Raw genomic sequence first — 22563 nt, forward strand, 5'->3', positions numbered from 1 at the left:
TTAAATATTTACGCTATCAACCACTACGACTTTACTGCAAAGTGGCTTTGCATATTGCTCGGCAAAAATAATATGGGTAGGATCTACCTGGTAGGCCTCCTGTAACTCTGGCGAATCAAACAAAAGCAACAAGGATACATCATAAGAGCGGTCAATCACATCGCGGTTGGTATCGGCAGGCACGCCAATATGAAAATCACGGATGTGGGCGATAGGTTTCAGAATGTTTAGCCCCTCAATCAATTTATCCTTATCCGCTTTATTGGTAAGCCAAAAATGTACGTGGTGAACGAAGGTGTTTGCGAGTAATGGCATATGTATATTTTATATGTGGCTGAGGAAATTCAAATATAAATAAAACTTCAAATCAAAAGCTCTGTCGTCAGGAGAATGGTGTTACTCCGACAAAACGTTTAAGTCAAACTTACGAAGTTTTGAAAACTTCGTAAGTTTCTATGCACACGCAAATCAAAAGTGATCTTTTTTGAAATGGGTTGGATGAGCTCAATATTCCAATACCACATGCGGTTTAAAGGTATCCGTTTTAACTTCGGCCTTTAGTTCATGTAAAATATTATACAAGCCGAAATTGGTGCGGTTAACATAAATAAAATGCTTAACTCCACGGGCCTGTTTAAATTCGGGCATTTTGGAAAGGCGTTCGCCAAAAGCAAATAGCTTGTCAAAAAACTCGGTTTGGCTAAAGTCGAAATGATCATCAATGTAAGGCATGGCAAATAAGCTGATCATCTCCTTAAATTGCGTATAATAAAACTCAATTTGTGCCGGGGTATCATCCTTGCGGATCATATCCAATAACCGGAAAGCCTTGATGGTTTCCTCTTTATTATCGAGCAGGTTAGTTGATGTAAGCGAGAAGAAGGGATAATAAAAATCCTCCGGCATCTCTTTAATACAGCCAAAATCAATAACGCCAAGCTTACCTTCCGGGGTGATCATGAAGTTACCGGGATGCGGATCGGCATGTACTGCACGCAGTTCGTGCTGCTGAAAATTATAAAAATCCCAAAGGGCCTGCCCTATCTGATTCCGCAGTTCCTGTGATGGATTGGTAGCCAAAAATTCTTTCAGGTGCTTTCCTTCCAGCCAATCCATAGTAATGATGCGCTTGCTGGATAATTCGGGATAGTATTTAGGAAACACTACATTATCCAGGTTGGCGCAGGCGGTAGAAAACTCGATAGAGCGGCGCACTTCCAGCTCATAATCAGTCTCTTCCAGCAGGCGTTCTTCTACCTCGCTCATGTAAACATTCAATTCCTTTTCGCTCATGCCCAGCATACGGAAAGCAAAAGGCTTAATCAGCTTAAGGTCGGATGATATAGAATCACCCACACCGGGGTATTGGATTTTCACAGCCAGCTTTTTGCCATCCAGTTCGGCCTGGTGAACCTGGCCTATTGATGCGGCATTGGTCGATCGGATATTGAACTTATCATAGATCTTGTCGGGATTTTTGCCAAAATACTTTTTAAACGTTTGTACAATAAGCGGTCCCGAAAGCGGTGGCGCATTGTATTGCGATTGCGTGAATTTATCTACATAAGCCTGCGGCAGCAGGTTTTTATCCATGCTGAGCATTTGGGCAACCTTAAGCGCGCTGCCCTTAAGTTCACTTAGCGACTGGTAGATATCGGCAGCATTATCCTCGTTCAGCTGGGACTTATCCATATCTGGATTGAACAGCTTTTTTGAATAATGCTTTATATAATTGCCTCCTATTTTAAAACCCGTTTTTACAAACTTGGCGGAGCGCTCAGTTTTGGTGGTTGGCATGCTGCTTTGTTCGGGAGCAGCGCCCTGTAAATCTCCTCCATCAGCCGACGGAAGATCTTTTTTGTTATCTGTCATAATGAATTTTAAAATCCCATCTTATCTTTAAACCCTACCGTTTTTCACAAGGAATTTACCATACTCAAAAAGGTTATCGATGGGCGAACGCTGAAACAGATCGAACGTTACGTTAACACCTTTTTCAATAGCTTCATCGGTTTTCTCAAAGCCGGCCGAATTATCATTTACCCAAAAGTTTAGCACAAACACAAACTGGATCCACAACGCATCTTTATAGCGCTTGCTGAAAAACTTGCGATCAGTAAGTTCTGTTGTTTCAATGCCTTCCTTCAGGATCTCATCGGCAAAGTTTTCGTAAATATTTTTCAGGTTTTCAAAAACGCGTGGGGTAGTAAACCCTTTAGGCTGTTTATTTATAGTATAAATGGCAAAACTACGACTACCTTTAAGCAACTCAAAAAAGCCATAAAAGAATGACAGGGCTTTTTCACGGGCGCTATACTGGGTCCATACTTCCTGAGCTCTTATTTCGGCTAATGTTTTTGTTGCAAAACCTGCCCAAATGGACTGTTCCACCGCCTCGAACGAGCCAAAGAACTGATAAAACTCAGCCTCGGTCATTTCGTTTTGTTTAGCAAATATGTATACCGATTTAGGTTGTGAACCTTCAGTAAGTACATAATCAATATATGAATTCTGAATGCTTTCGATAGTTGCCATAATGGATTTACTTTTAGTATTATACGTTAAAGTTACATACATAGTATGAACTGTTTGTCACAGAAGCCTCACGTAGCCCCCCTGCTTTTGAGAGGCAGGATTAAGGCTTATATAAACATCTCAATCGTCCGCTGCAGGTCCCTGGCCTGCACCACGCCGCTTTGGCGCCATTTGGTTTGCCCCTTTTGAAATATCATAAGCGTAGGCACACTTTGCACCTTATATGCGCTTGCTGCCTGTGGGTTTTTGTCGATATCTATTTTGATGATCTTTACCTTATCGCCAAGGGCGTGCTTTACATCCTGCAATATAGGTGGCATCATTTTACACGGGCCACACCACTCGGCCGAAAAATCAACCAGTACAGGTATCTCTGATGCTATAATTTCCTGGAAATTTGCCATATAATTTTAGTTAATGGTTCAATATCATAGCTAAATTAACCTTAGCTATGATCCTCATTTATAACTATTAAGTTACAGAAAAGTTTAAGCTAATAAACTTTGAAACATCAACTATAAACTATATTTACTTTATGCAAACAAAACTCGCCATTTACCTATGCCTGCTACTATTTGCAGCACCATTAGCCGTATCAGCGCAGGATAAACCTGTAGTAATACCACTGTGGCCAAAGGGCGCACCGGGGTTTGAGAGCCGACGCAATGAACCCGAGCAGGCTAAGGATTATTGGGTGAAAAATATCCATAACCCCTCGCTTACGGTATTTTTACCTCCGGCAGGTAAAGCTATTGGCGCGGCGGTGATTATATGCCCCGGCGGTGGCCATCGTTTGCTAGTTTATACGGCCGAGGGTGTGGAGCCCGCAAAATACCTCAACAACCTGGGTATTACCGTTTTTGTATTAAAATACCGCCTGGGCAGGGATACCCTTTCGCCCTATAAAATTGATGTACACGCTAAGCAGGACGGTTACAGGGCTATGCGCCTGGTGCGCAGCAAAGCCGCCGAATACGGCCTGGATACCAACCGCATAGGCATGATGGGATTTTCTGCCGGTGGCGAGGTGGTGGATATGGTAGCCTATGGAGAAGGCAAAGGCGACCCTGCTGCCCCCGACCCTATCGACCGCCTAAATGCCAAACCCAAGTTTGTGATCCAGATATACCCGGGGCCACTGTATATACCGGATGTGATCCCGGCAGATGCACCTCCAGCCTTTTTATTGGCCGCCAATGATGACCCCTGCTGTGCGGTACCGGTGGTAAGTCTGCTGCAAAAGTACAGGGAGGCCAAGGTGCCTATCGAAGTACATATTTTTACGCAGGGTGGGCACGGCTTTAATATGGGCAACCGCTCAAAGCTCCAATCCATCAGTACCTGGCCGCAACGCATGGCCGACTGGCTGGCCGATAATAATTACCTAAACCCGGTTAGTAAGGAGCGCAGGAAGATTTTGCATTGATCCTCTAGCTAAAAACTTCTTAAAGGTGTTTTTTTGCATCATAAATGCCTTAAAAATGCCAATTATGATCAATAAACGCACCTAAAAAGCGTAAAAAACATTCTAAAAACACAAAAAAGAATTGGTTTTTCAGCCTTTAAAAAGTTTTCGTTTAACAAAAAAAGCCCGGTTTTCACCAGGCTTTTTTATATCATCATGGAGGAATTTACACCCCTAATAACAACCTTGCAGGATCTTCCAGTAATTGTTTTACACGTACCAGGAAGCTTACCGATTCGCGGCCATCAATGATGCGGTGATCATATGACAGGGCCAGGTACATCATCGGGCGGATAACCACTTGCCCGTTTACGGCAACCGGGCGCTCAATAATATTGTGCATCCCTAAAATGGCAGATTGAGGCGAATTTAATATCGGAGTAGACATCATAGAACCAAACACACCACCGTTGGTGATAGTGAAAGTACCACCTGTCATTTCTGGTATGGTTAATTTGTTTTCGCGGGCTTTACCGGCTAATACAACAATCGCCTTTTCAATTTCGGCAAGGCTCATGCTATCCGCATTACGGATAACCGGAACCACCAAACCTTTGGGAGCCGATACAGCTATAGAGATATCAGCAAAGTTGCTGAAAACAACCTCTTCGCCTTCAATACGGGCACCTACAGAAGGCCAGTCTTTCAAAGCCTCGGTAACTGCTTTAGTGAAAAACGACATGAAGCCTAAACCTACACCGTGTTTCTCTTTAAATTTATCTTTGTATTTACCGCGCAGTTCCATGATGGGTTGCATATCCACTTCGTTAAAAGTGGTAAGCATGGCCGTTTCATTTTTAACAGCTACCAAACGTTTGGCTACTGTTTTACGCAGCGAGGTCATTTTCTCGCGTTTTTCGCTTCTCTCTCCGGCTACAACAGGTGCGGCAGGTTTAGCAGCAGGCTGGGCAGGTGCTACCTGAGCGCCCAGTGCATCACCTTTGGTAATACGACCATCAACACCGGTACCGTTTACACCTTTAGGATCAACGCCCTTTTCGGCCAATATTTTTGCGGCAGCAGGTGATGGTGTACCTGATGCATAAGTTACGCCACCGGCAGCAGCTGAACCACCGCGCGGCGATTCGTCTGTAGCGATAACAATTTGGGGGGTTACGGGAACAGATGCTGGTTTTGCAGCGCCTGCGCCTTCAATAGTACAAACTACTGCACCAATAGGTAATACATCGCCTTCTTTGGCTATGGTTTTTAATATTCCGGCTTTTTCGGCAGTCAGTTCAAAAGTTGCTTTGTCTGATTCCAGTTCGGCAATGGCTTCATCCATTTCAACGGCATCGCCATCTTTTTTGATCCAGCGCGATAAAGTAACCTCGGTGATAGATTCACCAACCGTTGGCACTTTAATTTGTAAAGAGCCACCACCTGTTGCAGGTGCAGGCGTAGTTGCAGGAGCTGCCGCGGCCACCGGGGCTGGAGCAGGAGCCACAACTTCTGGCTGCGGTTGCGCAGCCGGAGCACCGGCGCCTTCTTCAATGTTGCCAACCAGGGCACCAATAGCTAAAGTATCGCCTTCTTTGGCAACTGTTTGTAAAGTACCTGCACGCTCGGCAGTTAATTCAAAAGTAGCCTTGTCCGATTCTAATTCGGCAATAACTTCATCCATTTCCACGTGATCGCCATCCTTTTTTCTCCAGCTTGATAGGGTTACTTCTGTTATCGATTCGCCTACCGGCGGAACTTTGATCGCTAAACTCATATTATAGTGTTGTAGATTTTATATTTAATAGTTGCGGGTTGCGAGGTTCGCGTTTCGGGTTCTGAGGTTCGGGTGCCGGGCTTTTAACCCGCAACACGAAACTCGCAACCCGAAACAGAAATTATCAATCCGCTCCGGCATCAGCCATTTTTTTTGTTGTTTTTTTTACTGCTTGTTTTACCACTTTACCTGCAGGTGCTTCAAATGCCTTTGAAACAATGTACAACTGCTGGGCGGCATGTTGCTTGGCAAAACCAGTAGCAGTACTGCTACCTTCATTACGTGAAATCACATCCAGGTTAATCACCTTATCGCTATGGAATTTACGGCAAATGTATGGCCATGCACCCATATTCTCGGGCTCTTCCTGTACCCAGATAAACTCAGTAGCCTTATCGTATTTAGCTTTAATCTTCAATATCTGTGTAACCGGTGTTGGATACAATTGCTCAACACGTACAATAGCAACATCATTCCGCTTATCAGCCTGTTGTTTCTCTAACAGATCATAATAAACCTTACCTGTACATAGCAACACACGTTTTACCTTTTTTGCATCAGCGTAAGTATCATCAAATAACTCATGGAATTTACCATTGGTAAAATCCTCAATCGGTGATACGCATTTAGGACTGCGCAGCAAACTCTTTGGTGTAAAGATGATCAGTGGCTTACGGAAATCACGCTGCATTTGTCTTCTTAAAATGTGGAAGAAGTTTGCGGGTGTAGTACAGTTTGCTACCTGGATATTATCATCGGCACAAAGTTCCAGAAAACGCTCTACACGTGCAGAGGAGTGCTCCGGACCCTGGCCTTCATAACCATGAGGCAATAACATCACCAAACCATTACCGCGTTGCCATTTAGTTTCGGCGCTGGCAATGTATTGGTCAACAATGATCTGCGCACCGTTAAAGAAATCGCCAAACTGTGCTTCCCATATCGTAAGCGCGTTAGGGTTTGCTAAAGCATAGCCATATTCAAAACCTAAAACACCATACTCAGATAATAAAGAGTTATAAATGCTCAGTTTTGCATCAGTTTCAATAGTTGCAAGCGGCGTATATTCATCTTCAGATTCGGCCAGGGTTAAAACCGCGTGGCGATGAGAAAATGTTCCGCGTTTTACATCCTCGCCACTTAACCTGATGGGGTAACCATCTTTTAACAAAGTACCGTAGGCCAGTAATTCACCCATGGCCCAGTCAAATACCCGGGTTTTGTTAACCATGTTGTTGCGGTCTTCAAACAGTTTTTCTATCTTTTTAAAAAACTCCTTGTCGGCCGGCAAAGTTGTTATCTTATTACCTATTTCCAGTAATCTGTCCTCAGGCACTGATGTATCAACCGCTTTAACCAATTCCCTGTGACTGGCCAAATGCAAACCGCTCCATGCACCTTCAAACATGGCTATGGTATCGGTAAACTTATCTTCTGCCTTTGATTCATCCAGCCTTTGCTGCAACTCATCCTTAAAAGTTTTCTCCATTGATTTAAGCACCTCGGCATCAATACTGCCTTCAGCTATCAATTTCTGGTTATAAATTTTTAACGGATTTGGATGTGCCTCAATAGCCTTGTACAATAGTGGCTGGGTAAATTTAGGTTCATCAGCCTCGTTGTGGCCATAACGGCGATAACAAAGGATATCAATAAATACATCCTCGTTAAATATCTGCCTGTACTCCATTGCCAGGTTAACAACGTAGGCCAGGGCCTCAACGTCATCACCATTTACGTGAAATACGGGAGATAAAACAGTTTTTGCCACATCGGTACAATAGGTACTTGAACGGGCATCTTTATAATTTGTGGTAAAACCTATCTGGTTATTAATAACCAGGTGAATGGTGCCGCCGGTGCGGTAGCCATCCAGTTTTTCCATTTGTAAAACTTCGTAAACAATACCCTGGCCTGCAACTGAGGCATCGCCATGGATCAATATTGGGGCTATCTTGGAATGATCGCCGTTGTATTTAAAATCTATTTTTGAACGGGTGATACCTTCAACAACCGGGTCAACCGCCTCTAAGTGCGATGGGTTAGGACACAAGCTTAAGTGTACCTTTTTGCCGTTTGATGTAGTTACATCGGTTGAAAAGCCTAAGTGATATTTAACATCACCACCGAAAGGCGATTCCGAATCAAAGTTTTTACCTTCAAACTCAGAGAACACCTCTTTATAGGTTTTCTCCATGATGTTGGTAAGCACGTTTAAACGACCACGGTGAGCCATACCAATAATGAACTCTTCGATACCCAGGTCGGCACCTTTTTTAATAACTGAATCCAGTGACGGGATCAATGCTTCAGCTCCTTCGAGCGAGAAACGTTTTTGCCCCAGGAATTTGGTTCCCAAAAAGTTTTCGAAAGTTACAGCCTCGTTCAGCTTATTCAGCATCAGCTTTTTCTCTTCGAGGGTGAATGAAGGCGTATTGCGATGCTTCTCCATCCTATCCTCAAACCATTTGATTTTGATAGGGTTGCGGATGTACCGGTACTCGGCACCGATAGCCTGGCAATAAGTATCTTCTAACAGCTGGCGAATGTCGCGCAGTTTGGCTGCACCTAAACCAACCTCAACACCCGCGTTAAAAACGGTATCCAGATCGCCTTCGTTCAGGCCAAATGTTTCAAGTTCTTTACCGGGATAGTAGTGGCGGCGTTCGCGTACGGGATTGGTTTTGGCAAACAGGTGCCCGCGTGAGCGGTACCCATGTATCATGTTAAGCACATTGATCTCTTTTAAAAAGTGATCATGTGTTTCTTCACCAATTGCCGGCGCTGCCGATGCTGCAACCTTTCCGGTTGCGTTGGTATTTATATTAAATTCAAAACCTTCGAAAAACTTTTGCCATCCATAATCTACCGATTCGGGGTCCTGTTTGTAGGCTTCGTATAGGGAATTGATGTAGTCTGCGTTGCCGCTATTGATATAATTTAGACGATCCATGTGAAAATGATCTTTAAAACGGTACAAAAGTAAGCATATAGGCTTATATACTTCACAATTAATTGTAAAGAAATTTGGTTGATTTTAATCCTGATTTAATGATATACAGGGGATTTGAAGGATAAAATACTGCTTATTATTCTTAAAAGGGGTATAACGATGTACGTACCGCTTTAGAAGATGTTGTAAATTTAACTCCTGTGAGGTTAGCAACGCGTAACTCGTGGGGGCGCATGGTTTAAGCCTCCGGCTTACCACGGCTAAAAAACTGAAACCCTACAACCCACGAGCTACAAGCTCGCGGGAGTTGAAACAGTTGAAACGATTTGAAAAATTTGTCATGCTGAACGGAGTGAAGCATCTATTCGCAGACTTTACAGGGCGAAGAAGCATGGCGAATAGCAGATCCTTCACTGCGTTCAGGATGACAAAAAGGTTTTTTGTAAAAAAATGTCATGGGTAGGCACGAAGCAATGACATGGTTTTGTTTAACATTATAAAAATTGAAGTTTAAATCCTTAGTAGGCTTTATGACTGGAGAATATATTACACCCCCACTAGATCACCGGCTTCATCCTTGGGTGATGATTGCCAGGTGTTCACAAAATCACTTTTGGCTTCCAGATCTTTTTGTGGCATGGAGGCTATGGCGTATTTGCTTTCTTTAGCATCGTTTACGCCGGCTACAAAAGCCCAGTTGCCCCAGTTACTGGCGGGCGAATAATCAATCAGCTTTTCTTCAAAATAAGCGGCGCCTTTTGTCCAGTCGGCCTTAAGGTCATGTACCAGGTAGCTTGCTACAATTTGCCTGCATTGGTTGCAGATATAACCCGTGGCATTCAACTCGTGCATACAGGCATCAATATAAGGTACGCCAGTTTTACCTGCCGCCCATTTTAAAAAGCCTTCTTCGTTTGCTGTTGAAACAATTCCTTCTTCTTCGGTTTTTTGGGTTTTTATAAATTTTTGCCCATGTTTTTTAAACATGAACCTGAAATAATCCCGCCACAACAATTCCAGCTTCAGCATAGCACCCGGCGCATTGCCTTCCTGGTTTTGTTTAAATATTTCCCAATATACCTGCCTTAAGGATATACAGCCAATTGCTATCCACGGCGATAATTTCGACGAATTATTGATGTTACCATTGCGCCCTTTTGATTTAACTGCAGGAGCTATCTTTAAAAAGTATTCTTTTAATTGTATCAACGCTGCCGTTTCGCCCCCCTGAAAATAATTGACAGCCCGCATATCATCCACAGGTTCGGTTAATCCTAATTGCTGCAGGGTGGGCAACTCCCCTGCCTCTGTAATTTCGGGGGTATAAATATGGCCGGGCGTTGGCACACATGGGCGTACATCGCTATCGCGCTCCACCTTCTTTTTAAATACAGCAAAACTATCGGGAATATCTTTTATAGGAAAAGGAAGATCTTCTTTATGATATAAGGTATGCCCTATAAAATGCTTCAGGTTGAGTCTCATTTTCCATAAAGCCGCCTCTACCTCTTCAGATATGGTGGTTTCTTCATGAGCTACCTCACGATGGTGGTAAACTTCGTTCACCTGGTATTGAGCCGCAAGTTGTGGAATTATTTCGGAAGGGTTCCCTATCCTGATGATGAGTTCGGCGCCATAGGCCTGCAGGTTTTTGCGCAGATCGGCAACGGCTTCTAACAGGAACCGGGCCCTGAAGCTCCCGGTTTTAAAATTCCCAGATGCTGTTTGCTGAAAATAATAGGGATCAAAACAATATACCGGCAGTACTTTATCTGCCTTGCGTACGGCTTCTAACAATATTTCGTTATCATGTATCCGCAAGTCATTTCTAAACCAAACCAGTATCGTTCTATCGCTCATAGTTAAACAGGGAGTTAACTGTTTTAATGCAGACCACAAATTTGCAATTTATTTGCTGTTTCTACGCATTTCACCTCAATATTTGACATCTTCTCAACATTTTTGCCGCTTTTTGAGCCAATTGAAAGGCCTTTTACAAGCAAAGCATATTTTATGAGTTAATTTTTTTGCAGAATAATGGATAAATATAAACTATCTATACCATTAATCAGGAAGCATCATCACAAAATGCCAGATAAGTTGAATAAGAACTTACTTATCCGTTTTGATATTAGCTTTGATAACTGAATCTTTTTGAGCGTTTGTAAGCTTGTAATTAAAGTGGAATAGCGCCCCTTCAAAATCCCCATATGATGGATTAGGAATTACAATATACCTGTTGCCAAATTCCTTTTCCAGCTTTCGCGTTGTGGCCACCCGGCTATCTTCGGATGGGTGGTTATCATATAACATATCAAAATCGGGCAGGTTATCGCCGCAAAGCAACAGGATGTTATGCGTTTTTAACACATTAAGCCTGCGGGCCTCTTTGCTTGATGTTGTTGTTTTTAATTGCAGATGCTCATCATCGGCATTGGGCAAACCGTATAGCCGCAGATTTTTCAAGGTTGTAGTCCGCTCGGCCTCGTTGCGGTTGGTGATGTAAAATATAGTTATGCCTTTTGAGGCCGCGTATTTAAAAAAAGAAGGTGCACCGGGTACGGTATCGGCTATGGCTTTATCCGTCCACCCTTTCCAGGTGGCATCTGAATAATCCAGGTTTTCCAAGGCCCTGCTGGCATCGTAAGGACTATTATCAAGCAAAGTTTCGTCGATATCAGTAACAATGGCCCATGGTTTACTACCGGGATTCTTTACCCCTTCATCAACCCGCAACTTAGCAATATTATACGCCTGGAAACATAAGGCTTTATACTCCGCCGCCCTTTGCTGCCAGATGGACGCCCATGCTTTACCACCATTGGTGATAGATGTTGCATTGCCAATTGCAACTTTTTTTGTTGACGCGCAGGCTGTGAGCAGCAAGAGTATAGGTAGTATATAGCTTTTTTTCATAGATGGGTGATGATGGCGGCAGAACTACTTTTATTTTTTGTCATCCTGAACGCAGTGACGGATCTAATCGCAGACTTTACAGGGCGAAGAAGCATGGTGAATAATAGATGCTTCACTTCGCTCAGCATGACAAAGAATCTATTTATCTTACAGCAACTCCGGCTTAATTTTATCTGTAAACTCTTTTGCAAATTTATTCAGTTTTGGCTGAATAACAAATGCACAGTATGACTGGCCGGGATTATCGTTAAAATAATTCTGATGATAGGCTTCCGCTTTGTAAAATTCGCTGGCCGGTATAATCTCCGTAACAATAGGGCTATCAAAAACCTTTTCATCTGTTAAGGTTTTGATCATGACTTCTGCCGCTGCCTTTTGCTCATCGGTAGTATAAAATATGGCCGACCGGTATTGTGTACCTACATCATTACCCTGGCGGTTAAGCGTTGTTGGGTTATGGGTTTTAAAGAAAACCAGCAACAATTCATCCAGCGATAACACATCAGCATCATATTCCAATGCTATCACTTCAGCATGGCCCGTGGTACCCGTACAAACGTCTTTATAGGTTGGATTATCTACATGGCCGCCCATGTAACCGGAGGTTACCGACAGCACTCCTTTTAATGATTGAAATATGGCTTCGGTGCACCAAAAGCAACCGTTACCGAAAGTTATTTTTTGAATATTTGAAGGCATTATTTTAATTTTTATACAATGCGAATTTACGGCTTACAGCAATGCTTATTTTCATAATAGTGTAAGCATTCATTGGGTAGCAGAATATCGATTTTTTTAATCTATCCCACCATTTCTCTTTCAAATATCTCTTCTACCATCGCAATCTGCTCTGAATAGATCGACTTTTTCCGGGTACCAAAGTATAGGGTATTTTCTATCATGTTATAACCCTCCCAAAGCAGTTTAATGTTGCCGGTATCACGTTCTTTTTTCGACAGAAAATCGGGAATTACGGCAATCCCCGTCCCTCCACTCAGGCAACGAATAATGGAACCCATATTGGGGACTATAAAATTGGGTTTAAAATCGGGGCGTTTACCAAAGTTGATATGCCAGAAACGACGCAGGTGTTCCATATCGCCAGACGAGCCATACCAGGTTTGTGCCTTGAGCCATGCCTGGATCCGGGGCAGGTCTTTTGTTTTAAGCAGATCTTTGAACCCCGCAATATCCGTTTGCGCCCCGGCCAAAACCACTATTCTCTCTTTAAAAAAGGGTTTATACTCCAGGCCCTTATAATCTCCTTTTTGCGGGGTGATGATCATATCTAATATCCCACTGTCCAGGTCGGCAAGCATCTGGGGGTATTCGCCAAATTTAATGATCACGTTAAAAGGCAATGTGGGCAGGTAGGATTCCAGCGTAAACTGAAAAGTTTCAAGGCACATCCCTATGCTGATGGTGGGGATATCCTTTTCGGTGCTTTTATGAAAGTGCCGCTCGGCTTCTTCCAGTTTACATATAGACTCCTGTATGTAGTTGTATAGTATTTTTCCACGCTCGGTTGATACCATTTTGCGCGAGGTACGATCAAACAACTTATAACCCACATAGCTTTCCAGCGAACTCAGGTGCAGGCTTACACCGGGTTGGGAAATAAACAAGGCTTCGGCAGCGCCGGTTAGCGATCCGGTTTCATATATAGCCTTAAACGTGCGGAACCATTCAAAATTCACCATTGCTATCTATCATAATTATGATACAAAGATATGATTTATGTTATTTTAATAGTAGCAACAGAGCCCGTAATTTTGATAAAAAATTAAAAGAGATAAAATGAAAAACATATTTGTAATAAACGGAGGACAGATTTTTGGTCATTCGGGAGGCCGTTTCAATAAAACATTACTGGATGCCACCGTAAAATATTTTGAAGAACAACCGGGATTCGAGATCCGTTCAACCGATGTTAATGATGACTATGATCCTAAACAGGAAGTTGAAAACTATAAATGGGCCGATGTAATTATTTACCATACCCCCATATGGTGGTTTCAGTTGCCGCACGGTTTCAAAAAATACATAGACGAGGTTTTTACCGAAGGCTATCAGAATGGTATTTATAGAAGCGATGGGCGTAACGCTGCCAACCCGACCATTAATTATGGTACCGGTGGCTTGATGCATGGCAAAAAGTATATGTTAACTACTTCATGGAACGCCCCCACTACGGCATTTACCCTACCCGGCGAATTCTTTAATGAGCATAGTGTTGATGAAGGCCCGTTATTTGGCTTTCACCGCATGAATGCTTTTACAGGTATGGAATCATTGCCAAGTATCCATTTTCATGACGTGGAAAAAAATGCCGACATCCCCAAAGACCTCCAACGTTATCACTTACATTTGAACAATTTATTTATCCAAAACAACCATCAGTATGAAAATTTACTTAACAGCGTTAGTGAAATCTAAACCGGGTTTTACTGAAGAAATAAAAGGATACCTCGATGCACTGGTAGCCGGATCAATCAAAGAGGAGGCTTGTTTGCAATATGAGCTATACCAATCAACCGAAGATGAAACGCAATTCATTTTCCACGAAACCTGGGCCAGCCAGGAAGGGTTGGATATACATGCTAAACAGCCACATATTAAGCTGTTTATTGAGCAGGTTTCTCCTATTTTAGATGGCAAACTTACCATTTATAAAACCGACCGGGTTAGCTAAAAATAAAGGGACTATAAATTCACATAGAGTTTAAACACCGTTCAATACAACCCTCAATAATATAATCATTCAGTATTATATTATTGAGGGATTGTTATATTTGCGCCGAACGATACCCCCTTATCATGCAAAAACTAACCAAACTCATTTATAATAAACCTTTTGTATTTTCCTTATGGTTTGGCCTGAGTTTTCTTATCGTTCTCCGGGAGCTTTTAAATCACCAGGGGTTTAATAACTATACTATTTTTAAATACAATTTTTTAAATACCATCCATCAGCATAATTTATATGCTTACCAGCCAGAGCATTATTATGATCTCAATCATTACGGCCCTATATTTTCAATAATATTTGCCCCATTTACCTTCATGCCCGATAGCATTGGCATTATACTATGGGTAATGTTTAATGCCTTTATTCTATTTAAAGCTATCCAGCTATTGCCGTTAAAAGAAAATCAATACCTTATTGTTTTGCTGATATGCGCTCATGAATTAATGACGGCATCTGCCAGCGTGCAAAGTAACCCCATGATAGCCGGCTTTATTATTTTGAGCTTTAATTTCATCAAGCGAAAACAAGATTTTTGGGCTGCCTTAATGATAGCGCTTGGTACATTTATAAAACTGTATGGAATAGTTGGCCTGGCATTCTTTTTCTTCTCTGATAACAAACTAAAATTTATTGCAAGCTTTATTTTTTGGTATGCGGTGCTGTTTGTGCTGCCGATGCTGATTTCTTCACCATCATTTATCATTCAAACTTATCATGACTGGTATATTGATATCATGGATAAAAATTTAGCAAATGAAAATTCAGTGATGCAGGATATTTGCGTGATGGGCTTTTTGCGCAAAATCCTAAACTATCCTAATCTCAAAAACACTGTAGTAATTATTCCTGCAATAGTAATTTTTGGCATTTCGTATCTAAGAATAAATTGTTTCAAGTCAACACCATATCAATTACTTATACTCGCTTCTGCCTTAATTTTCGCGGTTATTTTTAGTAGCGGTTCCGAATCGCCCACCTATATTATTGCATTTGCCGGGGTTGCCATCTGGTACATGAATTTAAACCGGCCCGTTACCCGTTTAGAAATATTTTTACTGGTAGCGGCACTCATCTTAACCAGCCTTTCCCCGTCTGATCTTTTTCCGAAATCCGTCAGGGAAAATTATGTTATTCCGTATAAATTAAAGGCTTTACCCTGTCTTTTGATCTGGCTTAAAATCATTTACGAAACCATCACCAGGAATTTCGTAAACCCTAAACCACTACAGGTTACCTAATTACCATAGCTAATTATTATGCTGCCTGGGTAACTTTTAGTTTGCAGTACAAAATTCCTACAGTTTTAATGTTTACAATGCACTATCTGTAATCAAAATAATACATAAATTGCAGTTTTGTAATAAAAAATTTACATTTATGCAGTAATTTTGATTGGAATTTATAATGACCGTTTAGGCACAGAAACACCGTTTAATCAGGCATTATCCAACAGACATTGAATTTGAAAATACCGATAAAGTAATAATTGAAAAAAGCCAACCTGCTACGCCTAAAACAATTTATATTATATGAACCCCCTTTCTAAAAAGAAAATTTCTGTTATTATTCCGTCTCACAACGAGCAGAATAATATAGGTTTTCTTATCCAGGCCCTCAACAAAACCTTAACTGCCACCGACTACGACTTTGAATTAATTTTTGTTGACGATGGAAGCAGCGACAACACACTGAACGAAATAAAATTCAATACCGCAGTATATACTAATGTTTTTTACATAGAACTTTCAAAAAACTTTGGAAAAGACAATGCCCTTAAAGCCGGAATTACCATGGCTACCGGCGATGCAATAGTAACCATGGATGCCGATATGCAGCACCCCCCTAATTTGATACTAAAAATGCTGGAGTATTGGGAAAATGGCTATGATATTGTTTACACCTACAGGCAAAACGCAAACCCACATGTTAAGATCCATCAAAAAGTTACCTCCAATCTTTTTTATAAAGGGATCAATATGCTATCGGACATTAAACTTGAAAACGGAACTGCCGATTTCAGGTTAATGGATGAAAAGGTTGTTAAACAATTAAAGCTTATTGATGAGTATGAGCTTTTTTTACGTGGCATCATCAAGTGGGCCGGCTTTAAGCAAATTGGCATCCCATATACCCCATCAAAAAGACATACCGGCGAGGTCAGCTATTCATTTGCTAAATTATTAATGCTTGCCGTAAGGAGCATCATGGCTTTTAGCGCCAGGCCACTATACCTTATGACGACTATTGGCATAAGCGTTTCGTTATTGGCTATTTTATATATCCCCTATGTATTAATAAGTTATGCTGCTGGCTATGCCGTTTCGGGATGGGCTTCAATAATAGCTACAATTGCTTTTTTTGGCGGTTTACAACTCCTTGTACTAAGCATCATAGGCATATATGTGGCTAAAATATTCATGCAATCAAAGGGGCGCCCTAACTATCTTATCCGGTCATCTAATCTTTTAACTGTAAATAATGATCTTGTTAGGGTTTGATATAGAGGAATTTGACCTGCCATTAGAGTATAGTAAGCAAATATCTTTCGATGAGCAATTATCAGTTTCGACCAATGGCACTTACATTATTTTAGATTTATTAAGATCAGCCAAAGTTAAAGCTACTTTTTTTTGCACCGCCAATTATGCAGATCATAAACCGGAGGTTATTCAACAAATTGTAAGCGAAGGCCATGAAATAGCATCGCATAGCTATTATCATTCCGATTTTAAAACAGCGCATCTAAAACAGTCCAAAACACGACTCGAAGAGATTTCGGGAAGCACGGTAAGCGGCTTTAGGATGGCCAGGATGATGCCGGTTGATGAACGTGAAATTGAAAAAGCAGGGTACACCTACAATTCATCCCTCAACCCAACATGGATACCCGGGCGATATAATAATTTCAAAAAGCCCCGGAGCTGGTTTTATGATCAAAATGTGTTACAGATCCCGGCATCGGTATCGCCACTGATCCGTTTTCCGCTTTTTTGGCTTAGCTTTCATAATTTGCCGCTGTCGGTACTAAAGTGGCTCAGCAAAATTACCTATGCCAAGGATGGCTATCTCAACCTGTATTTTCACCCCTGGGAATTTACCGATCTAAATGATGAAAGATTCGGCTTGCCAAAATATATTACCAACAACTCGGGCCAGGCAATGGCAAAAAGATTAGCAGATTTTATTCTTTGGGGTCAATCTAAAGGCTATGAATTTATGCGCACTGATGAGTTTGTAAAATCAATCGATAAAAGAAAACTAAAGCTGGTTGTTTAAATTATAGGTGGCAAAATTTATCTGCGTTTTTAATACCCTCCTAACAAACTACTGTGTGTACACATCTTTAACAATTGTTTTAAAGTATTGCAAGGTTAAAAGATGGGTTCACACAGTAGCTAACAAATTAAATTGCAGCTGATTATAGCCTGATTTTAATCCCGCCGTTAATAACAAAACCATCCAGAGGGGCATATATATCCTTAAATACCGGGCTGGTGATACTGCCGGTATAAATGGTATCAAATTTGGTTTGCCGGGTATCGGTCAGGTTCTCAAAATTGATGAACAGGGAAAACCGGTCCCAGATCTTCTCGGCCATCAAACCGGTAGTCCAGTAAGCCCTGCCGGTAGTGCCGTCATTTAAACGTTGCGGACTAAAATAGTAAGCCTCCAGTCCTATCTTTAACTTATCCTCTATCTCATAAACCAGTACGTTATTCAGCCTGTGTTTGGATACTAAAGGATATACAGAGATGTTCTCATCTGTATGCTGCATTACATCCGCCAGCGTATAACCTATAAAAAGCTTAAAATCGGCATAGGTTAACTTTACATTGGTTTCAAGCCCCTTTGTATTCAGGTCGCCACGGGGCTGCTGGTATTGGAGGTTACCATTGGGCAGTGATGCAAGCAGGATAGGCTTCTCTATCCGCGTATAAAAAAACAATTGATTAATGCTAAAGCTTACCTTATCATCAAAGAAACCGGTGCGGTAAGTAAAATCATAGTTTGCGCCGTATGATCGTTCGGCTGTGGTATTTTTAACATCAATAGGCAACACATTTCTAAACTGGATACGTTCGGCGTCCTCGGTAAATACAGTAGGCGCTTTATAACCCAAGCCACCGCCTAAACGGGTTGAAAAATGCGAATTAAGCTTCAACAATGCCGATATGCGTGGCAGGATAAAAAAGCCATACCGATTGTGATAGTCGCCGCGTAAACCGCTTTCAATTGTCAGCTTTTGTGTGGCATTCCAGGTGTTTTGTACAAAACCACCAATGGTATTGTAGTTATAACTTCTCAGCGGAAAAGCATTGTTTTTATCCTCAGCAAAGTTTTCTGACAGGTAGTTTAATCCTGCAACCCAATCAGATTTTTCGCTTGTACGGGAGTAAGTTGCTTCACTATAAGTTGAAAACTGCACCCCTGAAAAACGATAATCAGGCAGGTTAATAGCCCTATCGAAATAACTTACACTGTTCTTGACTACCAGTTTTTCCTTGTCATTCAAAGTATGATCGAGCTCCACCTGTGTGCTGTATCTGCCCGTTTTATTTTTTTCAAAATAGCTGTGCTGCGCGTTACCATCGCCTTCAATATAATGAAGATCGCCGCCAATACGGTTCTCGATGGTGCTGTTAATCCCTGTTATCAGGGTGGTTTTATCGTCCAGGTAAAAGAATAATTTAGGATTTAGGGTAAACCTGTTATACTTTGGGATGGCCGTTAGATCGATATGGGCAGGATCATAAGCCGTACCATGATTATACGCTGCAAATACGGTGGCCCCCATTTTTTTAAACTTTTGCGAATAGAAACCACTGGCATCCAAACCCAATGCCGAAGTACCGTTTAAAAGGAAATTTAATTGCCTTTGATCGGTGGGTGTTTTGGACACTAAATTAACCAGGCCCGCGATAGCGCCACCACCATACAGGGTCGACGATGATCCTTTGATAACTTCAACCTGTTTCAGATCAAGCGGTGCTATTTGCAGTAAGCCCAAACCGCCCGAAAAGCCGGAGTAAAGCGGGAACCCATCCCTTATAATTTGGGTGTACTTACCATCAAGTCCCTGGATACGAATACTGGAATTATTACTGGTTGCCGACGTTTGCTGCGTTTGGATCCCTGTACTTTCGGCAAGCATCATGCGGATATCGCCTGGCTTCATGTTGGCTTTTTCGTCCAGCTCCTCACCCGAAATCACCTCCACCCGGGTAGGAATATTAGCAATTGTGCGACTGCTACGGGTGGACGAAACGGTAACTTCACCCAGCTCCTCGCCATCTCCCTTGCCTTTAGCCTGAAGCAAAATTATCATAGGAGAAGATTGTTGAACCGGAAACGTTAAGGTGTCCGTCCTGGTATCATACCCAATATAACTAAAGCGAATAATTTGTTTACCGGCAGGTATGTTTGTTAAGGTAATTAAACCCGCGGCATCGGCCGTAGCCCCTTTATTGATCCCCTGTATTAATGCCGTTGCACCAATCAGGGTTTCGTTTGTTTTGGCATCTTTAATAATTGCTTTAAACGTATCCTGGGCATACGCCATAGCGGTATATAAAAGTGCCGTAAAAAGCACTATGATTTTTTTCATGAATATGGAAATTAGTTATGTAGAAGCTAAAAGCAGAATGCACAAAGCTTAAAGCTAATAGAATATAAAATTGGCCAGCTGCATAGCTGTATGGTGGGGTTGTATTAACTTATCTGCGGGGGTTGCCATATTGCCTGGGCAACATCTTCGGTATATGGTTGATTATAAGCAATAACATGCTTAACGGGTATTTGGGGCAATAAAAACAAGGTGTGATCAACAGCTTTGGTAACGGTAAACCCGGTACATGAGCCACATGCAAAAAATGGGGAACAACCCTGGCAATCTTTCCCTTTAGGTGATGATTTAGCCGGGGCATTTTGCGTAATGGTATTTTTGATGCCACAATCATTATCGGCACAACAAGGCTTTGCTGTAAGCAGCAGCACAACCAGGGCAGATATGTAGCATAGGAATTTCATTGTGGCAAATGTAAGAGATTTAGCGTAAAATCTTTATAAGGTGATAGATTAACGCCAATTAAACAAAAAGCATTGCGAAACCCCGGCATTTTTTGTCAGTCCTCCTTCAATAGTTCAATGGCTTCCTGGTATTGTTTTATTAAACCCGGTGCCCTATCCACCGCCCAGGCGTGGTAATTATCTTTTATCAGCATCAATGTGGTATGCGTATTTACCGCTTTGCGCGATTGCGGATCAAACATCACTTTGGCTACTTCATCTTCTACCTTCATTATTCTGCTTTGTTCGTCATAAATGCGGGTGAGCAAAGCGGCTTGCTTAAAACTGATCTTCGAAAGGATATTATGGCCCTTGGCCACATCCCATGCTACGTTATCCAGATATCGGTACAAAACCCCGGCCGGGGCAATGTAATTTAGGTGAAATTCATCGTTAGTCACAATCCTGGCCTGCAATTTAGGATCGGCCAAAGCCGAATCGATAGATTTTAAAACCTTTTGGTCATAGGCATACTGCTCAATGGTAAACTGCTTATTCTTATCCAGCTCGGCCCTGATGTTGCTTACCAGTTCTCTTGTCTCGCTCTTTTCATGCCGGCTGTTGATAAACTCGGTAAAAACCAATCCCAAAAACACGCTGAACACAATCAGCAACGATTCGCCTACGTATTCTTTCCAATCCCTTAGGGTATAAATCTCCAGCTTTTCGCCGTCGTGCCGGGGAGCGATTTTGTTTTTAGGGTGCTGAGGCATAAGGTTTTATTTAGTGGATACAAGATAAGAAAAAAATAAAAGCCGCAAGCTCGACTTTACGGTTTATCAAAGCCTCACAACTCAACTATTTACATTATATTAGGCCTAGAAGATATACGACGCTTACTTGTATTGGCATCGAACTTCATACAACTGTAATATACAATAAACACAGTCTATTATCATACCCCCGGGAAGTTCATGCAACAATACACGTGCACTAAAGAAATAGCAGAAGCAGCCAACCGTTGTTTCGAGTGGGAGGTGTATCATTTTTTGCATACTTGGGTCCAGAACCATGAGGATAAAACGCTGCTCCAGTTTGATCAGCCGTTGGATGAGTATTTGGCAAATGACGCGTTGCGGGATTTCTTTTTGAATACGCGTCACCCAATTCAGCAATTGTTAAAAAATCGTTCCATCGCCTGCCATTTAGGTCGACGCGCGCGGGGTGTTTACTTTGACCCAATTAGCGGAGATCCCTTATTGGCTTTCACAGAGCAGCGGATCTATAACCTTGCCCGCAGGATGGATAGTGAACGCATGCATGTTCCATTCCGCTCGGTTCATCCTAACAAGCAAACCGAAGCAGGTGATACCGCGGAAATCAGCACCTACCCCACCGGATCAGAAGAAATTCGCTATAATAGCGGCAATCATTTTACCAGCCGGCCAGCGAACGGGAACGTATTTGATGAACACAGTAAGCACTGCACGGCAAAATCAGCAGGCAATCTACATGTGCTCTTCAAACGTGGATTCCTGGAAGAGCGCTTACACGATGCAAAAGCGCTTACAGCCGAAATGCATGAGGCAGGTGAAACCCAGCCTCAATTCTTTGTAATCTTCAGCAGGCATTCGTTAATAGAAGGTCATTTTGGGACATCCCTGGTGATCATGGATCCTGCAAATCCCGATTTCCCCCGGCGCGTGATGGTTTGTGATACTTTACTCAAAGAACTGCCGCACCACCCACGCTGGTGGCATCACTTTATCGCAGAATATTCTAACGTATTTGGTGATGCCATAGCAGAAATAGTTGAAGATCTTTCGCACCCGCTACAGAAGGTAAATATTAAAGGCGATAACCCGTATCGACATGATTGGGACTGCCCTTATTACGCCACCAGCATGGCAGCCGCCTTGGCCGACCTGGTTAAAAACAACCCGGACCTCCTGTTAAATGGAAGCGTTCATGACATCCATAACGCCATGAAGGCTATCATGCAGGATTACTACCACCCAGATCACGAAATTAAAACAAGGTCGGAAATTCAACAGGCTAACCGGTTAAAGCGATGGAAAAGCGGTCGGGAAGTAATTAAGGATCTGGTGGTGGAGATTAGTAGGAAGTCGTCTTATGAATTGTAGGTAGTTTATCATTACAGCCTGTGGTCGGTGTTTTCAGCCTAACCAATTCCCAAGGGCGTAGCCCTGAAACATTTTGCA

General features: G+C 42.2%; 20 protein-coding genes. 7 read left to right on the plus strand and 13 right to left on the minus strand.

What is annotated here, in order from left to right; all coding sequences use genetic code 11:
- From Q0R88_RS15655 to trxA, 4 genes are all read right to left on the minus strand, one after another.
- Window positions 1–315, minus strand: coding sequence for a Dabb family protein (locus Q0R88_RS15655; RefSeq protein WP_295717743.1), 315 nt, complete (start codon window positions 313–315; stop codon window positions 1–3).
- 189 nt (window positions 316–504) lie between these two features.
- A complete protein-coding gene (locus tag Q0R88_RS15660) occupies window positions 505–1872 on the minus strand; it encodes an AarF/ABC1/UbiB kinase family protein (RefSeq protein ID WP_295717744.1) in 1368 nt (455 codons plus the stop codon).
- A gap of 27 nt (window positions 1873–1899) precedes the next feature.
- Window positions 1900–2535 (minus strand): TetR family transcriptional regulator C-terminal domain-containing protein, encoded by a 636-nt coding sequence (locus tag Q0R88_RS15665; RefSeq protein WP_295717747.1) that lies wholly within the window; start codon window positions 2533–2535, stop codon window positions 1900–1902.
- 107 nt (window positions 2536–2642) lie between these two features.
- Window positions 2643–2939: a thioredoxin gene (gene trxA / locus Q0R88_RS15670; RefSeq protein WP_295717750.1), complete on the minus strand. Its 297-nt coding sequence runs from the start codon at window positions 2937–2939 to the stop codon at window positions 2643–2645.
- Window positions 2940–3070: 131 nt separating this feature from the next.
- Here trxA and Q0R88_RS15675 point away from each other — a divergent pair, with 131 nt between their 5' ends.
- Window positions 3071–3961, plus strand: a complete 891-nt coding sequence (locus Q0R88_RS15675) for an alpha/beta hydrolase (protein WP_295717752.1) — start codon at window positions 3071–3073, stop codon at window positions 3959–3961.
- A 205-nt stretch (window positions 3962–4166) separates the two neighbouring features.
- Here the strand turns inward: Q0R88_RS15675 and odhB are convergent, their stop codons facing one another.
- From odhB to Q0R88_RS15705, 6 genes are all read right to left on the minus strand, one after another.
- Window positions 4167–5717 (minus strand): 2-oxoglutarate dehydrogenase complex dihydrolipoyllysine-residue succinyltransferase, encoded by a 1551-nt coding sequence (odhB, locus tag Q0R88_RS15680; RefSeq protein WP_295717754.1) that lies wholly within the window; start codon window positions 5715–5717, stop codon window positions 4167–4169.
- A 124-nt stretch (window positions 5718–5841) separates the two neighbouring features.
- Complete coding sequence (locus tag Q0R88_RS15685; protein WP_295717755.1) at window positions 5842–8670, minus strand: 2-oxoglutarate dehydrogenase E1 component; 2829 nt, start codon at window positions 8668–8670, stop codon at window positions 5842–5844.
- 546 nt (window positions 8671–9216) lie between these two features.
- On the minus strand, window positions 9217–10530 hold the full coding sequence (locus Q0R88_RS15690; RefSeq protein ID WP_295717757.1) for a DASH family cryptochrome: 1314 nt from the start codon (window positions 10528–10530) through the stop codon (window positions 9217–9219).
- 252 nt (window positions 10531–10782) lie between these two features.
- A complete protein-coding gene (locus tag Q0R88_RS15695; RefSeq protein ID WP_295717759.1) occupies window positions 10783–11586 on the minus strand; it encodes a 5'-nucleotidase, lipoprotein e(P4) family in 804 nt (267 codons plus the stop codon).
- A 147-nt stretch (window positions 11587–11733) separates the two neighbouring features.
- Complete coding sequence (gene msrA / locus Q0R88_RS15700) at window positions 11734–12285, minus strand: peptide-methionine (S)-S-oxide reductase MsrA (RefSeq protein WP_295717761.1); 552 nt, start codon at window positions 12283–12285, stop codon at window positions 11734–11736.
- 101 nt (window positions 12286–12386) lie between these two features.
- Entirely contained in the window at window positions 12387–13286 is a 900-nt protein-coding gene (locus Q0R88_RS15705) for a LysR family transcriptional regulator (protein ID WP_295717762.1), read from the minus strand.
- Between the two features lie 97 nt (window positions 13287–13383).
- On the opposite strand from Q0R88_RS15705, the gene Q0R88_RS15710 reads away from it, so the two are divergent.
- From Q0R88_RS15710 to Q0R88_RS15730, 5 genes are all read left to right on the plus strand, one after another.
- Complete coding sequence (locus Q0R88_RS15710) at window positions 13384–14022, plus strand: NAD(P)H-dependent oxidoreductase (RefSeq protein ID WP_295717764.1); 639 nt, start codon at window positions 13384–13386, stop codon at window positions 14020–14022.
- Entirely contained in the window at window positions 13988–14278 is a 291-nt protein-coding gene (locus tag Q0R88_RS15715) for a putative quinol monooxygenase (RefSeq protein WP_295717766.1), read from the plus strand. Before Q0R88_RS15710 ends, Q0R88_RS15715 begins: the two co-directional genes overlap by 35 nt.
- Window positions 14279–14403: 125 nt before the next feature.
- Entirely contained in the window at window positions 14404–15573 is a 1170-nt protein-coding gene (locus tag Q0R88_RS15720; RefSeq protein WP_295717767.1) for a glycosyltransferase family 87 protein, read from the plus strand.
- Window positions 15574–15864: 291 nt separating this feature from the next.
- Window positions 15865–16833, plus strand: a complete 969-nt coding sequence (locus Q0R88_RS15725; protein WP_295717769.1) for a glycosyltransferase family 2 protein — start codon at window positions 15865–15867, stop codon at window positions 16831–16833.
- A complete protein-coding gene (locus Q0R88_RS15730) occupies window positions 16814–17611 on the plus strand; it encodes a polysaccharide deacetylase family protein (RefSeq protein WP_295717770.1) in 798 nt (265 codons plus the stop codon). The genes Q0R88_RS15725 and Q0R88_RS15730 overlap by 20 nt, the downstream gene beginning before the upstream one ends.
- Before the next feature lie 142 nt (window positions 17612–17753).
- Here Q0R88_RS15730 and Q0R88_RS15735 read toward each other — a convergent pair whose 3' ends face one another.
- The 3 genes from Q0R88_RS15735 to Q0R88_RS15745 form a co-directional block, all read right to left on the minus strand.
- A complete protein-coding gene (locus Q0R88_RS15735) occupies window positions 17754–19940 on the minus strand; it encodes a TonB-dependent receptor (protein ID WP_295717771.1) in 2187 nt (728 codons plus the stop codon).
- 104 nt (window positions 19941–20044) lie between these two features.
- Entirely contained in the window at window positions 20045–20362 is a 318-nt protein-coding gene (locus Q0R88_RS15740) for a hypothetical protein (RefSeq protein WP_295717773.1), read from the minus strand.
- 95 nt (window positions 20363–20457) lie between these two features.
- Window positions 20458–21114, minus strand: a complete 657-nt coding sequence (locus Q0R88_RS15745; protein ID WP_295717775.1) for a hypothetical protein — start codon at window positions 21112–21114, stop codon at window positions 20458–20460.
- 276 nt (window positions 21115–21390) lie between these two features.
- On the opposite strand from Q0R88_RS15745, the gene Q0R88_RS15750 reads away from it, so the two are divergent.
- Window positions 21391–22485 (plus strand): hypothetical protein, encoded by a 1095-nt coding sequence (locus Q0R88_RS15750; protein WP_295717777.1) that lies wholly within the window; start codon window positions 21391–21393, stop codon window positions 22483–22485.
- Window positions 22486–22563 lie beyond the last annotated feature (78 nt).

Origin of the sequence: Mucilaginibacter sp. (genome assembly GCF_025362475.1) — a bacterium.
GTDB lineage: Bacteria > Bacteroidota > Bacteroidia > Sphingobacteriales > Sphingobacteriaceae > Mucilaginibacter.

What these genes read in the sequence shown, in the direction of transcription:
- Q0R88_RS15655 (WP_295717743.1), bottom strand. Translation starts at nt 315, where the DNA reads ATGCCATTACTCGCAAACACCTTCGTTCACCACGTACATTTTTGGCTT.
- Q0R88_RS15660 (WP_295717744.1), bottom strand. Translation starts at nt 1,872, where the DNA reads ATGACAGATAACAAAAAAGATCTTCCGTCGGCTGATGGAGGAGATTTA.
- Q0R88_RS15665 (WP_295717747.1), bottom strand. Translation starts at nt 2,535, where the DNA reads ATGGCAACTATCGAAAGCATTCAGAATTCATATATTGATTATGTACTT.
- trxA (WP_295717750.1), bottom strand. Translation starts at nt 2,939, where the DNA reads ATGGCAAATTTCCAGGAAATTATAGCATCAGAGATACCTGTACTGGTT.
- Q0R88_RS15675 (WP_295717752.1), top strand. Translation starts at nt 3,071, where the DNA reads ATGCAAACAAAACTCGCCATTTACCTATGCCTGCTACTATTTGCAGCA.
- odhB (WP_295717754.1), bottom strand. Translation starts at nt 5,717, where the DNA reads ATGAGTTTAGCGATCAAAGTTCCGCCGGTAGGCGAATCGATAACAGAA.
- Q0R88_RS15685 (WP_295717755.1), bottom strand. Translation starts at nt 8,670, where the DNA reads ATGGATCGTCTAAATTATATCAATAGCGGCAACGCAGACTACATCAAT.
- Q0R88_RS15690 (WP_295717757.1), bottom strand. Translation starts at nt 10,530, where the DNA reads ATGAGCGATAGAACGATACTGGTTTGGTTTAGAAATGACTTGCGGATA.
- Q0R88_RS15695 (WP_295717759.1), bottom strand. Translation starts at nt 11,586, where the DNA reads ATGAAAAAAAGCTATATACTACCTATACTCTTGCTGCTCACAGCCTGC.
- msrA (WP_295717761.1), bottom strand. Translation starts at nt 12,285, where the DNA reads ATGCCTTCAAATATTCAAAAAATAACTTTCGGTAACGGTTGCTTTTGG.
- Q0R88_RS15705 (WP_295717762.1), bottom strand. Translation starts at nt 13,286, where the DNA reads ATGGTGAATTTTGAATGGTTCCGCACGTTTAAGGCTATATATGAAACC.
- Q0R88_RS15710 (WP_295717764.1), top strand. Translation starts at nt 13,384, where the DNA reads ATGAAAAACATATTTGTAATAAACGGAGGACAGATTTTTGGTCATTCG.
- Q0R88_RS15715 (WP_295717766.1), top strand. Translation starts at nt 13,988, where the DNA reads ATGAAAATTTACTTAACAGCGTTAGTGAAATCTAAACCGGGTTTTACT.
- Q0R88_RS15720 (WP_295717767.1), top strand. Translation starts at nt 14,404, where the DNA reads ATGCAAAAACTAACCAAACTCATTTATAATAAACCTTTTGTATTTTCC.
- Q0R88_RS15725 (WP_295717769.1), top strand. Translation starts at nt 15,865, where the DNA reads ATGAACCCCCTTTCTAAAAAGAAAATTTCTGTTATTATTCCGTCTCAC.
- Q0R88_RS15730 (WP_295717770.1), top strand. Translation starts at nt 16,814, where the DNA reads ATGATCTTGTTAGGGTTTGATATAGAGGAATTTGACCTGCCATTAGAG.
- Q0R88_RS15735 (WP_295717771.1), bottom strand. Translation starts at nt 19,940, where the DNA reads ATGAAAAAAATCATAGTGCTTTTTACGGCACTTTTATATACCGCTATG.
- Q0R88_RS15740 (WP_295717773.1), bottom strand. Translation starts at nt 20,362, where the DNA reads ATGAAATTCCTATGCTACATATCTGCCCTGGTTGTGCTGCTGCTTACA.
- Q0R88_RS15745 (WP_295717775.1), bottom strand. Translation starts at nt 21,114, where the DNA reads ATGCCTCAGCACCCTAAAAACAAAATCGCTCCCCGGCACGACGGCGAA.